Consider the following 12,836-nt stretch of genomic DNA (forward strand, 5'->3'; position numbering starts at 1 on the left):
AGGCGAATGATACACAAAGGACTTCGATTGGGTGCCACCCTACCCGCTCAATACTCCGTGTCAGGCTGCACTACCTACTGGACGGTCCTCAGGTTCAAGGAACTACTCCAATTTTTGGCCCAGGCCAGGCCTTCCTTGCCTGATGAGTTTTCTCGTAGGTCTCTTTCGCTCAAGTTGATCTTACTTGAGACACCAGGTAATGAACTGAAGATGAGTAAGTCTACCGGCCCACCATGGACACAGGGGGGCCGGTAGACTTGGTGAATCAGGTTCGGAAGCGTCGCACCAGGCTGTCCAATTCGCCGGACAATCCGGCCAGACTTTGGGAGTCCAGCCGTGCTGAGTCCGCCAACTCAGCCACCCGTTGCGCATCACCATGGATCTGACTGATGTGTCGGTTGATCTCTTCAGCAACCTGATGTTGCTGTTCGGCGGCGGTGGCGATTTGAGTGTTCATATCGCGGATTACATCTACTGACTCGCGGATCTGCCCAAAACTGGTACGCGCCAGGCCGATGCGGCTGACCGACTGCTGCGACACTTCCAGGCTGGCATGCATCTGCTGGGTGACTGCACTGGTTCGCTTAGCCAGATTGCCCAACAGGCCGTCGATCTCGGCGGTAGAGTCGGCGGTGCGTTTGGCCAGGGCCCGCACTTCGTCGGCGACCACGGCAAAACCGCGTCCCTGTTCGCCGGCACGAGCGGCTTCGATGGCGGCGTTCAGCGCCAGCAAGTTGGTCTGTTCGGCGATGGAGCGGATCGTACCGAGGATCGATTGGATATCATTGCTGTCGCGTTCCAGCTGCTGCATCGACTGGGCGGACTGCTCGATTTCCTGGCTCAGTTGGTCGACGCTGCTGACCGCCGCGTCGATCTGCTGTTGACCCTCGCGGGCCTGACGCTGGCCGCTGTCGGCCGACTCGGCGGCCTGGCTGCAGGAGCGCGCCACTTCGTTGGCGGTGGCAACCATTTCGTGGAACGCCGTCGAGACCATGTCCACTGCTTCGCGCTGACGCCCGGCGGCCTCGGCCATGTCGCTGGATACTTGGGTCGAACTTCGGGAGGTGGCGAGGATTTTGTTGGCAGCCTGACCAATGCTCTGGATCAAGTTGCGGATGGCGGCCAGGAACTGGTTGAACCAGCTAGCCAGTTGCGCCGTTTCGTCGCTGCCGCGCACCGGCAGGCTCTGCGTCAAATCACCCTCCCCCTGGGCGATGCCTTCCAGGCCGCTGGCAACGCTACGGATCGGTCGCACAATCAGGCTTGCGAAGCTGGTACCGACCAGGGCAAAGACCAGAGCCAGTAAGCCGGCGAGGATGGCAATCAACCAGGCCAGCTGGGTTGCTGAAGCCATGACCTCTTCTTGCTTGATCAGACCAATAAAGCTCCACCCGAGTTGCTCGGACGGCCAGATGTTGGCCATGTAACGCTCGCCATTGAGTTCAATCTCAACCTGCCCCTTGCCGGTCTTGGCTAGCTGTTCGTAGCCCTCGCCGATTTCCCCCAGGTTCTTGAAGTTATGTTCAGGTTGCTTGGGGTCGACTAATACCTTGCCACTGCGCTCGACCAGCATCAGGTAGCCGCTTTCGCCGAGTTTGATCTGCTTGACCATTTCGGTGAGCTGCCTAAGTGATACATCGATACTGATCACGCCACTGTTGTTGCCCAGCTGGGTTTCAATGCTGCGGACCATACTGACGTATACCGCGTCTTTAGGGGCGAAGTAGTACGCGTCAGTGCGCTGGGTTTTGCCCGGGTTGGCTTGAGCGACGCTGTACCAGGGGCGTAGGCGCGGGTCGTAATTGGCACGTTGCGGATTGTCCGGCCAGGAAACAAACCCACCGGCACTGGTGCCGAAGATCACATTGGAATAGGCCGGGTGGTTGCTGGCCAAGCGCGAAAAGAAGGCAAATATTTGCTTGTCCATCTCGCCCTGTGGAATGTCTGCCGCGTTCGCGCTTGTATAGCTTTTGAGGCTGCCATCGGTATTTTTCAACAAGGGCTGGGAAGCAAGATAATCGACGTTCCGACTGATCCCTTCAAAGTACAGCTGCATGGCATTGTCAACCTGACGAACCTCTCGGCTGCTCCCCTCCATAAAGCTGCTGCGAGCTTCGCTACGCAGATTCATGACGACGAGCGTGGCGACCAGGGTGATTGGAAGGCAAGCGATGACCGCAAACGCCCAACTTAATTTCTGTTTGATGCTCATCTGCACTTTTCCAGAATCAATTGAGTTGGTCGCAAGCCTTGCGGATGCGCGTGCAGGCCTGCTCCAGCAACGCGGTGGAGGTGGCGAAGGAAATGCGAAAATAGCCTTCCAGACCAAACGCACTACCCGGTACCGCTGCTACCCCGGCGGCCTCCAGCAGGTAGCGGCTGACGTCGACATCGTTGCTGAGTTCACCTCCTGCGGGCGTCTTGCTCCCAATCAGGTCGGCACAGGATGGAAACAGATAGAAAGCTCCCTCGGGACGACGGCAAGCCAACCCCGGGGTGTCGTTGAAGGCGTCGAGACACAGGTCTCTGCGCTGGCGGAACACCTCGTTACGTGCTTCGAGAAAGTCAATCGGTCCATCCAGAGCTGCCACCGCCGCAGCCTGAGAGATCGCGCAGGGATTACTCGTGGTCTGAGACTGAATAGTTGCCATGGCGGCTATTAGCTCTTTCGGTCCCCCGGCATAACCGATGCGCCAGCCAGTCATCGAGTAGGCTTTGGACACGCCATTCACCGTCAGTGTGCGATCGCGCAGCGCAGGCACCTGCGACGCCATGGTGGAGAATTCCCACCCGTCGTAACTCAGGTGCTCGTACATGTCGTCCGTGAGCACATAGACCTGCGGGTGTCCGAGAAGCACAGCGCCCAATCCTTTCAGCTCTGTCGCGCTATAGCCGGCCCCGGTCGGATTACTCGGTGAATTCAGGATGACCCACTTGGTGCGCGCAGTGATAGCCCCCTGGAGTTGTGCTGGCGTGATCTTGAAGTGCTGATCTGCCGGACAACTGACTTCCACCGGGGTACCGCCCGCCAGACGCACCATGTCCGGATAGGACACCCAATAAGGTGCTGGGATGATGACTTCATCCCCCGGATTGAGGGTAGCCAACAGCGCGTTGATCAGCACTTGCTTACCGCCAGTCCCAACGCTGATTTGAGAGCTGTCGTAGACGATGCCGTTTTCTCGCTGGAACTTGCGCACGATGGCAGCTTTGAGCTCCGGCGTGCCATCTACATCCGTGTAACGGGTTTGACCTGCATCAATCGCAGCTTTGGCAGCAGCGCTGATGTGCTCAGGGGTTGGGAAGTCGGGCTCACCCGCCGACAAGCTGATGACGTCGATACCCTTGCGGCGCATTTCTGCCGCCAGGCGAGTGATCGCCAGAGTCGGTGATGGTTTTACCGCATGCAGCAGATGCCCCAGCAATTGCATAGACCTACCCTTTGATTGTTGTTCTCTGATGATTCAATCGTAGCGGGTAGATATCAACAATAAAAACAATATGTTTTTTTTCATAAACACAACATTTATCTATCAGTAATCGCCTACCTGGAATACTTTTTGTTGCCCATAAGCTCTGAACGCGCGGCTATTCATCTATCTGCAATCAAACCTCTTGACAATATCTGTAGTGATCAATATAAAATGAGCCTCATGTGTAGTGATCACTAAGTATTTACGGTGAATTGGGTCCACTTTGCGCGACAGGAGCACTCCAAATTGCAGCAATGCAACATTGAATTCGTAAAACACTGCCTTGGTTTGGCTCCGTGATCGAAGCGATTATGCAAAGTGCATCTGGCTGGGTTGAGGTCGTTCGCGCTTTTCACGGAACAGGTGCCGCACTTTACGCAGTGGTCTTTGTGCTGGTGACGGTGGCATTCGTACCAGCCTCCCCTCTGACGGCTATTGCCGGATTCCTCTACGGGCCGGTTTGGGGAACGCTGCTCCTTTCACCTGTTGGCCTGGTGTCGGCCGTACTCGCATTCGGGATTGGGAGAACATTTCTGCGCCCATGGGTACACAAACGCCTCGCGAGCCGCCCCCGGGAGGCAGCCATCGATATGGCCGTCGCTCGTGGTGGTTTTCGGATCGTTTTACTCCTGCGATTGGCCTCCATCGTACCTTTTGCCCCGCTGAGCTATGCGTTGGGAGCCAGCCGTGTGTCTTTCCGAGATTTTGTGTTGGCGTCCTGGCTTGGGCTGCTGCCGGGTACGTTCCTGTACGTCTACGTGGGTTCGTTAGCTTCCAGTGTCAGCGTGATCCTCAATGGCCAGGCCCCTGCAGGCCACGCGGCGGGATTGCTGAGCTGGATGGGATTGGCAGTAGCCCCCCTGGCATTACTGACCATCACTTACTACGCCCGCAAAGAAATCAATCAATCTATCGAGCGAGAGCTTAAGCATGAGCAAACTATTTGAACCATTGACCTTGCGAGGGGTAACTCTGCCCAACCGATTTGTACTGAGTCCCATGTGCCAGTACACCGCGAAGGACGGTTTCGTAAACGACTTTCACTTCGCCCACTACGGACGATTCGCCTTGGGCGGCTTCGGCCTGGTGATGGTGGAAGCCACAGGCGTATCGCCCGAGGCTCGTATCACCCACGGCGATTTGGGCATTTGGGATGACGCTCACATTGAAGGTATGGCCCGCGTTGCTGCGTTTACCAAAGCGCATGGTGCCGTACCTGGCATTCAAATCGGCCATGCCGGCCCGAAGGCCAGCATCCAGCGCGCCTTCGAGGGAGACGGACCGTTGGACGAGCGCGACTTCGCGCGCGGCGAACACCCGTGGCAGGTGGTATCCCCTAGTTCGAGACCTGTTGCAGACGGCTGGCTAGCGCCGATTGCACTCGATGCGCAAGGCATTGCCAAGGTCAGAACCGACTTTGCTGCGGCGGCTCGACGTGCGCTGAAGGCAGGTTTTGAAGTGCTGGAACTGCACTGCGCCCATGGTTTTTTACTCAATGCATTCATGTCGTCGCTGACCAACGACCGCACCGATGAATACGGTGGCAGCTTCGAAAACCGTATCCGCTTGCCGCTGGAGATCGCTCGCGAGTTACGCGAGATCTGGCCGCAGGACAAGCCGCTGTTTGTGCGCATCTCTGCGGTGGATGGCAGCCGTGATGGCTGGACAATCGAGAACAGCGTGGCGTTCGCAAACGAACTCGCTCGTATCGGTGTCGACATCGTCGACTGCTCATCCGGCGGGATCGGCAGCTACGAGTATCCGAACGGATACAGCTACCAGGTGCCGTTTGCCGAGCAAATTCGTCGCCAATCCAACCTGGGCACGATGGCTGTCGGCCTGATCGTCGACCCTTATCAAGCCGAAGCCATCGCGGCATCCGGTCAAGCCGACCTGATCGCGCTGGGCCGCGAGGCACTGCGTAATCCGCACTTCCCTCTTCATGCGCAACAGGTACTGGAGGCTGCTGACCCGCAACGCCCCTACGCCGACTGGAACATTCAGGCCGGTTGGTGGCTGAACGGCCGTGAAAGCAGGCTTCGTCGGCTAGGCCCTTGGGCTGCGGCCGAAAAAAACGCCATGGAAATGAGCGGCGCTTGAAAAAGGTTCCGGCGCGGAGCCGGGACCCTATTGATTTCCCCAATTTCAATCAGGAGTAACGTAATGAGCAAGCCAACCTATGTGCAGGAATACAACGCCATCGTCGAAGTGCTGAACAAGTACAACGAAGGTGGCAAACAGGCCAAGAGCAGCATCATGAAACCGGCTTTCAGCGAGCAGGCAACCATCTTCGGTGTGGATGCCGATAACAAGCTCAGTGGCGGACCGATCCAGGGCCTGTTCGACGTCATCGACAGTGCATTTCGCCCATCGCCAGAGGCCCAGGGTGTGATCGTCAACATCGATATCGTTGGCACTGCCGCCAGTGCGCGGATTGATACCAACGACATCTCCGGCTTCTGCTTCACCGACTTCTTCAACCTGTTGAAAGTGGAAGGCAAGTGGACCGTGGTAAGCAAGATCTATCACACCCATGTAGCCCCCTAAACACCGACCATACCAATCACGAGGTGCCGTAGGCACCTCGTGATTTCAAAAGGGAAAAACTCATGAGCAAGAACATCAAAGCGGTACCAACCCAAGAGTACAACGCTGTTATTGCCGTCGCTCAGCAGTACGCTGATAGCTTGCAAATTGGTAGCGTTGCGGGCCTAACCGAAGCCTTCCATAAAGATGCTGTGATGTATGGCTTCACCAACGGTGAGTTGCTGGGCGGTTCGATCAACAATCTGTTCGAGTTCGTTCGCCAGAATGGCAAGGCGCCGGACATCACCACCCGACTGGACGTGCTGGCCATCACCCCAACCACCGCCGTGGTGCGTGTGGACATGGAAAAAGACGCCATTGGCGCCGATTACAATGACTACCTGACGCTGATCAAGATCGATGGCAGCTGGAAGGTCATAGCCAAGGTCTACCACCAGTTCGAAGGCTGAGTCATCTGCATCAACCCGCTGCCTGCGGGTCGGTGCGTAAATCCCAAGCGAATTTGAAAGAGTAACGCACGATGCCAAATTCATCCTTGACCCAACGCCTCGACACAGTGATCCAGCATGCGATTGATCAACGCAGTATCGTCGGTGCTGTGGTGCTCGTCAGCCAGAACGGTCAGCTGATCTATCACAACGCTTCAGGCCAGGCCGATCGTGAAGCCGGCACGCCTATGCAAGAAGATACAATCTTCCGGTTCGCATCGGTCACCAAACCCATTGTTTCAGCCACGGTGATGCGTTTGGTAGAGGAAGGACACCTTGAGCTTGATGCACCAATCAGCCGCTATCTCCCGAACTTTCGCCCTCGCCTGGCTGACGGAAGTGAACCCGACATCACCATTCATCATCTCCTTACCCATACCGCTGGCCTGAACTACCGGTTCTTCATGAACGAGAACAGCGACTATCACCGCCTCAATGTATCCGACGGGATGGATCAACCTGGACTAAGCATTGAAGAAAACTTGAGGCGTATAGCTGACGCACCACTGTTGTTCTCACCCGGTGCACAGTGGAACTATTCGCTTGCCACCGATGTGCTTGGCGCTGTAATCGAGCGAGTTGAGGGGCGCCGCTTGGGCGAGGTAGTGCGTGAGTATGTAACCGGCCCCCTGAAGATGGAGGATACCGGATTCCATGTCAGCGATCTGACTCGACTGGCCAAGCCCTATGCAGATGGAACGCCTGCACCGGTGGTGATGAGCGAGGGCATGCAAGTGCCTCTTGATTTACCCGGGGTCGAAGGCGCAGTGCGCTTCTCCCCCAGCCGTATTCTGAACCCGGCGTCCTACCACTCTGGTGGTGCGGGCATGGCCGGCACCGCGGGTGATGTACTTCGCTTTCTTGAAGCAATTCGTACAGACGGCGCAGGACTGCTCACCCCCCAAACAATACAGAAGATGATGCAGGATCACGTCGGCTCCGAGGTACAAACGCAGGGGCCTGGCTGGGGATTCGGTTACGGTTGGGCAGTTCTGTCCGATGCCAGTCAGTCGGACACTCCCCATAACCAGGGCACACTCCAATGGGGTGGTGTCTACGGCCACTACTGGTTCGTGGATCCAGTGAGCAAACTGACCGTGGTTTCACTGACCAATACATCCTTTGAAGGCATGTCCGGCGCTTTCCCTTTTGCAGTCCGCGATGCCGTCTATGGCCACTCCGTGGACAAGCCGGCCTGAATCATCACGCTTGTCAGGAGAGATCATGAAAAAAGTCTTTATCGTCGGCGGTGCGGGCAAAGTCGGTCGTCGCCTTGCACAGCAACTTGTCACGAATGGTCACGAACCTCGCTCGCTTTACCGCCACGCCGAACAAGCTGACGAGTTGAAGGCGCTGGGCGCAACGCCCGTTGCCGGTAGTTTGCTTGATCTCGACGTCCCCGGGCTGGCCGGGCTGATGGCCGACAGCGATGTCGTTGTATTTTCGGCTGGTGCTGGCGGTAAGGGTGGACCGGAAATGACCAACGCCATCGATGGCCAAGGACTGGAGAAAGCCGTTGCTGCATCGCAACTTGCAGGCATCAGTCGCTTTCTCCTGGTGTCGGCCTTTCCGGAAGCCTCTCGAGGTGCAGATATTTCTGAGACCTTCGAAAACTATATGGCTGTGAAAAAGCGCGCAGATGTTCATCTCGCCGAAACCGATCTGGACTGGGTAATCCTGCGTCCAGGAACCCTGCTGGACTCCCCCGGCACCGGCAAGGTGCGTACAGGCCTCGCCATCCCTTATGGAGATGTGCCGCGCGATGATGTGGCAACTACCTTAATGCAGATCATTGAGCGACCGGCGATCAGCCGCGTCATCATCGAACTGACCCAGGGCGACACCCCGATTGACGAATCCATCCAGCAATTCGTACGCAACTGATCACAGGAAAACATCATGGCGCACACAGTGAAGTTGCTCCTGGTCGGCGCGACAGGGTTAGTCGGACGCCATGTCATGGCGCTGGCGCTGTCTGACCCACGCGTCAGCCTGGTGATTGCACCGACACGCCGCCCATTACCTGAACACCCAAAACTTTTGGCCCCTCTCGTAGATTTTGAGCGACTTGCCGAGGATGCCGCGTGGTTGAAGGCAGATGCCGTGGTTTGCACGCTAGGTACGACCCTGAAAACAGCAGGCTCAAAGGAGGCGTTCAATCGGGTGGACCATGATTACCCGCTGGACGTTGCACGACTGGCACGAGCGCACGGCACGCAGACTTACGTGCTCAACTCGGCTATCGGTGCAGATATCAACTCGTACTTTTTCTATAACCGGGTCAAAGGCCAATTAGAGCAAGATTTGGGTGATGTGGGCTTCAACTCACTCACACATATACGACCGGGTGTCATTGGTGGTCAGCGAGAGGAAGTTCGCCTCGGCGAACGCATTCTGGTGCTCCTACTGAAAATGGCCGCACCTTTATTGCCCAAGCGCTGGCGTCTCAATCCGCCAGCGAATATTGCCCAGGCGTTGCTGGAAGCGGCTATCAACCCAGTACCAGGTGTTCATGTGGTGACGTCCGATCGCCTGGGATAGGACAGCCAGTAACGATGTTACCGAACTTTAAATTGAAACATAACGATAGACTGAGGTTTTTAAATCATGGCAAAAGTTGAGTACTCCGCCCTCATTGACGGCGAAGCTGGTCGTGTTTGGGGCGTGTTGAAGCATTTCGGTCAAATCAGCAAGTGGCACCCCGCCATTCCAGAAAGCATTATTGAAGATGGTCAACCGGATGGCCTGGTGGGCTGTATTCGCCGACTGACTCTGCAGGACGGCGCGATTATTCGCGAGAAGTTATTGGCGATGGACGAAACCAACCTGCAGTTCTCCTACCGCTTCGAAGAGGCGCCGCTTCCAGTGGACAACTATGTGGCAACCGTGAGGCTGATTCCACTGACCGGGCAAAACAAGACCGTGATTCTGTGGTCGGCAAGTTTCGATACTCGCGAACCTGATCCACTAGGCGAACAAACTGCAGGTATTCAATCGCTCATCGTAGGCGGCCACGAAAGTCTTCAGCGCTACCTGAGCGACAGCAAGACTGCGTAAGCCCGTCATGCCCCGGCCAGCCTGGAGCTGCCGGGGTAATTATCCAAAGGACTCACCATGGATCAATACATCGCCCCAGTCGAACTGGAGAAAGCATCCCGACTCATCAACCACGGTCCGACGATTCTGGTGTCCGCTCGCCATGGTGGCGTACAGAACGTCATGGCTGCCGCATGGGCGTGTGCTCTGGATTTTTCGCCACCCAAGCTCACCGTGGTATTGGACAAAATCGCCAAGACGCGAGAGCTCGTTGAACAGAGCGGAACATTTGTTATCCAGGTGCCTACGGTGGCGCAACTGAACCTGACTCGACAGCTAGGGACTCACAGCCTCTTCCACAAGCCGGACAAGCTGATGGATTCGGGTGTAGAGCTGTTTGAAATCGACGGTTACGATCTGCCGTTCGTGGCAGGTTGCTCAGCCTGGCTGGCGTGCAAACTGCTACCGGAACCACATAACCAGCAGACCTACGACCTGTTCATTGGCGAGGTTGTTGGCGCTTGGGCCGACACGCGCATCTTCAGGGACGGACACTGGCAGTTCGAGAACGCCGACCCCGCCTGGCGCAGCCTGCACTACATCGCGGGTGGCCAGTTCTACGCCACCGGCGACGCCATGCAAGCGAATGGCGAGGAGGCAACGTAGGGGGCAGTCCAAAAGAGTTGGCTGTCGTCAGCGCCATGATCGACGCCCCCTATTGGGTCAGCTCCGACTCCTCTGGCGCATCCCCCTCCCTTACTTAAGTCCTGTAAGAGCACTCGAGTCAGTGCAGCTTCAGACGAGGCTCGGTGCCACGAGCGATTCGGTTTCCGAGCATCATCATCAAAGTCGGAAAGATCCCGTAAAGGGCGATTTGATGCATGCGATACAGTGAGGCGTAAAACATCCGCGCCAACCAGCCCTCTAGCGTGACGGTACCGGTTAGATTACCCATCAGGTTTCCGACTGCCGAGAAGCGCGAAAGCGAAACCAGCGAGCCGAAATCGCGATACACGAAGGTCGGAAGTTTGTTGCCAGCCAGTCGAGCGGCGAGTGATTTAACCAACATCGAAGCTTGCTGATGGGCGGCCTGGGCCCGCGGAGGAACGTTGCTGTCACTGTCCGGCTGCGGGCAAGCAGCGCAGTCGCCAAAGGCGAAGATATCGTCGTCCTCGGTCGTTTGCAGGGTCCGGCGCACAACCAACTGATTGATACGGTTAGTTTCCAGCCCTCCCATGTCTTTGAGGAATGAAGGCGCCCGAATACCTGCAGCCCAGACCTTCAAACCTGCCTCGATTACGTCCCCATTGCTGGTTTTGAGTGTATCGGCAGTGACTTCGCTGACAACGGAGTTGGTCATGACCCGTACACCGAGTTTTTCCAAGGTTCTATGTACCGGTACGCTGATACGCTCTGGCAGCGCAGGCAATACCCGCGAGCCGGCTTCGATCAACGTGATATGCATGTCCTGCGGTTGAATGCGGTCCAGCCCGTAGGCTGCCAGTTCGTGCGCGGCATGGTGCAACTCGGCAGCCAACTCGACGCCTGTGGCACCGGCACCGACGATGGCCACGCTAATACTCTCGTTAGTTACATCGCTTGCATGTGCGCGCAGGTAGTGGTTGAGCAACTGCTGGTGGAAGCGTTCGGCCTGCTCGCGCGTGTCCAGAAAGAGGCAGTGCTGCGCCGCGCCCAAGGTCCCGAAATCATTTGTGTTGCTACCCACGGCGATGACCAGGGTGTCATAGGGCAAAGTACGCGCGGGCAACCTTTCACGGCCGCTCTCGTCCAGGAACGCAGCGAGCTGGATCCGCTTAGTGCCGCGGTCGAGCCCGCTCATGCGCCCGAGTTGGAAGTTGAAGTGATTCCATTTGGCCTGGGCCACGTAGTTCAGCTCGTCCACTGATGAGTTCAGAGAACCGGTGGCTACTTCATGCAGCAGCGGCTTCCAGACATGAGTCAAGTTGGCATCAACCAGCGTGATGCTAGCGCGGCCACGCTTACCCAGAGTCTTACCCAGGCGAGTAGCGAGTTCCAGACCGCCAGCACCACCGCCGACAATTACGATACGGTGAGTCATTTATAGGTCTCGTGGTATTGCAGTGCGTAGAGAATGAAAAACCCAATGACGCTCGATCCCCCCTTGCAAGTTGGCGTCGAGTGTCATTGGGCTTAGCGGCTGATTACCAATCCTGACGGGTTGGCGAAATAATCAGGTCATTGACGGTGACGTTGGCCGGTTGATTGAGGGCATAGGCCACCGCTCGACCAATGTCTTCCGGAGCAATGGCGATTTTGTTCAGTTCCTGGGCCGCCTTGCGTCCTTCCGGATCGGTGACCTTGTCGGCCCAACCGGTGTTGATCACGCCCGGGCTGATGGTGTTGACCCGAATACCGTGCTGTACACCTAGCTCTTTACGCATGGACTCGGTCATGGCCTGGACAAAGAACTTGGTCGAACTGTACACGCCGGCGGAAGGACCGACCTGGTGGCCGGCGACCGAATCCATATTGAGGATTTGCCCCGACTTCTGTTTCAACATGAACGGCAGGACCCCTGCAATACCGTTCAGGTAGCCTTTAATGTTGACGTTGATCATCTTTTCCCAATCGTCGACCGCCAGGTCTTCCCATTTGGAGAAGAGCATCAGTCCGGCGTTGTTGATCAGGATGTCCACCGAACCGAAGGCGTCTTGAGCGAACTGAGCCAAAGCCTTCATATCGTCAAGCTGGGTCACGTCACTGACACGGCCCACGGCTTCACCGCCAGCGTTTTTCAACTCGCTTACGATCGCGTCCAGACCCTTTTGATCCAATGCCGCGGCCACCACCCGGACACCGAGTGCTGACAGTGCTCGAGCCGATGCGGCACCGAGACCTGACGATGCGCCAGTGATGATCGCCGTTTTGTTTTGCAGATAATTCATGGGACTCCCTCTCGATAGTGACTGCCCGCAAGCCAGCCGGGCAGTTGGATGGTTTTCGCTCTAGCTCGCGACTGATCAGTAGTTAGCCACTGGCCAGTCGGTGTAACCCTTGGCGCCACCGCCGTAGTAAGACTCACGCGGTGCGATGGTCAGCTCGGCACCACGACGCAGCCGTTCGACCAGATCAGGGTTGGAAATGAACAGGCGGCCGAAGGCCACCGCGTCGATCTTGCCTTGTGCGCGACGCTCGATCGCCATCTCCAGGTCGTAGTTGTTGTTGCCAATGAACGGGCCATTGAACTGCGCGCTCAAGGCGTCCATGTCCACGTCGGCCGGTACCTCGCGCGAGGTGGCGGTGGCCCCTT

General features: G+C 57.0%; 14 protein-coding genes and 1 pseudogene. 9 read left to right on the forward strand and 6 right to left on the reverse strand.

What is annotated here, in order from left to right; translation table 11 throughout:
- Positions 1–265: 265 nt before the first annotated feature.
- From PMI28_RS31535 to PMI28_RS25585, 3 genes and pseudogenes are all read right to left on the reverse strand, one after another.
- Positions 266–1,033 (reverse strand): methyl-accepting chemotaxis protein, encoded by a 768-nt coding sequence (locus PMI28_RS31535; RefSeq protein ID WP_443200720.1) that lies wholly within the window; start codon positions 1,031–1,033, stop codon positions 266–268.
- Between the two features lie 90 nt (positions 1,034–1,123).
- Positions 1,124–2,212: pseudogene (locus PMI28_RS31540) on the reverse strand (cache domain-containing protein); the annotation flags it as partial.
- A 16-nt stretch (positions 2,213–2,228) separates the two neighbouring features.
- A complete protein-coding gene (locus PMI28_RS25585; protein ID WP_007982331.1) occupies positions 2,229–3,431 on the reverse strand; it encodes a pyridoxal phosphate-dependent aminotransferase in 1,203 nt (400 codons plus the stop codon).
- A gap of 338 nt (positions 3,432–3,769) precedes the next feature.
- Between PMI28_RS25585 and PMI28_RS0128275 the strand changes: the two genes are divergently transcribed.
- The 9 genes from PMI28_RS0128275 (at position 3,770) to PMI28_RS25545 (ending at position 10,210) form a co-directional block, all read left to right on the forward strand.
- A complete protein-coding gene (locus PMI28_RS0128275; RefSeq protein ID WP_033063073.1) occupies positions 3,770–4,420 on the forward strand; it encodes a TVP38/TMEM64 family protein in 651 nt (216 codons plus the stop codon).
- Positions 4,404–5,573, forward strand: coding sequence for an NADH:flavin oxidoreductase/NADH oxidase (locus tag PMI28_RS25580; protein ID WP_007982335.1), 1,170 nt, complete (start codon positions 4,404–4,406; stop codon positions 5,571–5,573). Before PMI28_RS0128275 ends, PMI28_RS25580 begins: the two co-directional genes overlap by 17 nt.
- A 63-nt stretch (positions 5,574–5,636) precedes the next feature.
- Positions 5,637–6,020: a nuclear transport factor 2 family protein gene (locus PMI28_RS25575; protein WP_007982337.1), complete on the forward strand. Its 384-nt coding sequence runs from the start codon at positions 5,637–5,639 to the stop codon at positions 6,018–6,020.
- 62 nt (positions 6,021–6,082) lie between these two features.
- Positions 6,083–6,469 carry a nuclear transport factor 2 family protein gene (locus tag PMI28_RS25570; protein ID WP_007982339.1) on the forward strand — a complete coding sequence of 129 codons (387 nt, stop codon included), beginning with the start codon at positions 6,083–6,085 and terminating at the stop codon, positions 6,467–6,469.
- A 71-nt stretch (positions 6,470–6,540) separates the two neighbouring features.
- Positions 6,541–7,707 (forward strand): serine hydrolase domain-containing protein, encoded by a 1,167-nt coding sequence (locus PMI28_RS25565; protein ID WP_007982340.1) that lies wholly within the window; start codon positions 6,541–6,543, stop codon positions 7,705–7,707.
- A gap of 25 nt (positions 7,708–7,732) precedes the next feature.
- The gene (locus tag PMI28_RS25560; RefSeq protein ID WP_007982341.1) at positions 7,733–8,392 is read left to right on the forward strand and encodes an SDR family oxidoreductase; all 660 of its coding nucleotides are present in this window, start codon (positions 7,733–7,735) and stop codon (positions 8,390–8,392) included.
- A gap of 15 nt (positions 8,393–8,407) precedes the next feature.
- On the forward strand, positions 8,408–9,049 hold the full coding sequence (locus PMI28_RS25555) for an NAD(P)H-binding protein (protein ID WP_007982342.1): 642 nt from the start codon (positions 8,408–8,410) through the stop codon (positions 9,047–9,049).
- Between the two features lie 66 nt (positions 9,050–9,115).
- Positions 9,116–9,565, forward strand: a complete 450-nt coding sequence (locus PMI28_RS25550; protein WP_007982343.1) for an SRPBCC family protein — start codon at positions 9,116–9,118, stop codon at positions 9,563–9,565.
- A 57-nt stretch (positions 9,566–9,622) separates the two neighbouring features.
- The gene (locus PMI28_RS25545) at positions 9,623–10,210 is read left to right on the forward strand and encodes a flavin reductase family protein (RefSeq protein WP_007982344.1); all 588 of its coding nucleotides are present in this window, start codon (positions 9,623–9,625) and stop codon (positions 10,208–10,210) included.
- Positions 10,211–10,328: 118 nt separating this feature from the next.
- Here the strand turns inward: PMI28_RS25545 and PMI28_RS25540 are convergent, their stop codons facing one another.
- The 3 genes from PMI28_RS25540 to PMI28_RS25530 form a co-directional block, all read right to left on the reverse strand.
- Positions 10,329–11,624, reverse strand: a complete 1,296-nt coding sequence (locus PMI28_RS25540) for an NAD(P)/FAD-dependent oxidoreductase (protein WP_007982345.1) — start codon at positions 11,622–11,624, stop codon at positions 10,329–10,331.
- A gap of 103 nt (positions 11,625–11,727) precedes the next feature.
- Complete coding sequence (locus PMI28_RS25535; RefSeq protein WP_007982346.1) at positions 11,728–12,471, reverse strand: SDR family oxidoreductase; 744 nt, start codon at positions 12,469–12,471, stop codon at positions 11,728–11,730.
- A 75-nt stretch (positions 12,472–12,546) separates the two neighbouring features.
- The coding region (locus PMI28_RS25530; RefSeq protein WP_007982347.1) for an oxidoreductase at positions 12,547–12,836 on the reverse strand (290 nt) is incomplete at its 5' end.

The sequence above is a fragment of the Pseudomonas sp. GM48 genome (genome assembly GCF_000282335.1).
Classification (GTDB): domain Bacteria; phylum Pseudomonadota; class Gammaproteobacteria; order Pseudomonadales; family Pseudomonadaceae; genus Aquipseudomonas.

Coding starts and splice junctions, on each gene's coding strand:
- PMI28_RS31535 (WP_443200720.1), bottom strand. CDS start 1,033: ATGGCCGAGGCCGCCGGGCGTCAGCGCGAAGCAGTGGACATGGTCTCG.
- PMI28_RS25585 (WP_007982331.1), bottom strand. CDS start 3,431: ATGCAATTGCTGGGGCATCTGCTGCATGCGGTAAAACCATCACCGACT.
- PMI28_RS25580 (WP_007982335.1), top strand. CDS start 4,404: ATGAGCAAACTATTTGAACCATTGACCTTGCGAGGGGTAACTCTGCCC.
- PMI28_RS25575 (WP_007982337.1), top strand. CDS start 5,637: ATGAGCAAGCCAACCTATGTGCAGGAATACAACGCCATCGTCGAAGTG.
- PMI28_RS25570 (WP_007982339.1), top strand. CDS start 6,083: ATGAGCAAGAACATCAAAGCGGTACCAACCCAAGAGTACAACGCTGTT.
- PMI28_RS25565 (WP_007982340.1), top strand. CDS start 6,541: ATGCCAAATTCATCCTTGACCCAACGCCTCGACACAGTGATCCAGCAT.
- PMI28_RS25560 (WP_007982341.1), top strand. CDS start 7,733: ATGAAAAAAGTCTTTATCGTCGGCGGTGCGGGCAAAGTCGGTCGTCGC.
- PMI28_RS25555 (WP_007982342.1), top strand. CDS start 8,408: ATGGCGCACACAGTGAAGTTGCTCCTGGTCGGCGCGACAGGGTTAGTC.
- PMI28_RS25550 (WP_007982343.1), top strand. CDS start 9,116: ATGGCAAAAGTTGAGTACTCCGCCCTCATTGACGGCGAAGCTGGTCGT.
- PMI28_RS25545 (WP_007982344.1), top strand. CDS start 9,623: ATGGATCAATACATCGCCCCAGTCGAACTGGAGAAAGCATCCCGACTC.
- PMI28_RS25540 (WP_007982345.1), bottom strand. CDS start 11,624: ATGACTCACCGTATCGTAATTGTCGGCGGTGGTGCTGGCGGTCTGGAA.
- PMI28_RS25535 (WP_007982346.1), bottom strand. CDS start 12,471: ATGAATTATCTGCAAAACAAAACGGCGATCATCACTGGCGCATCGTCA.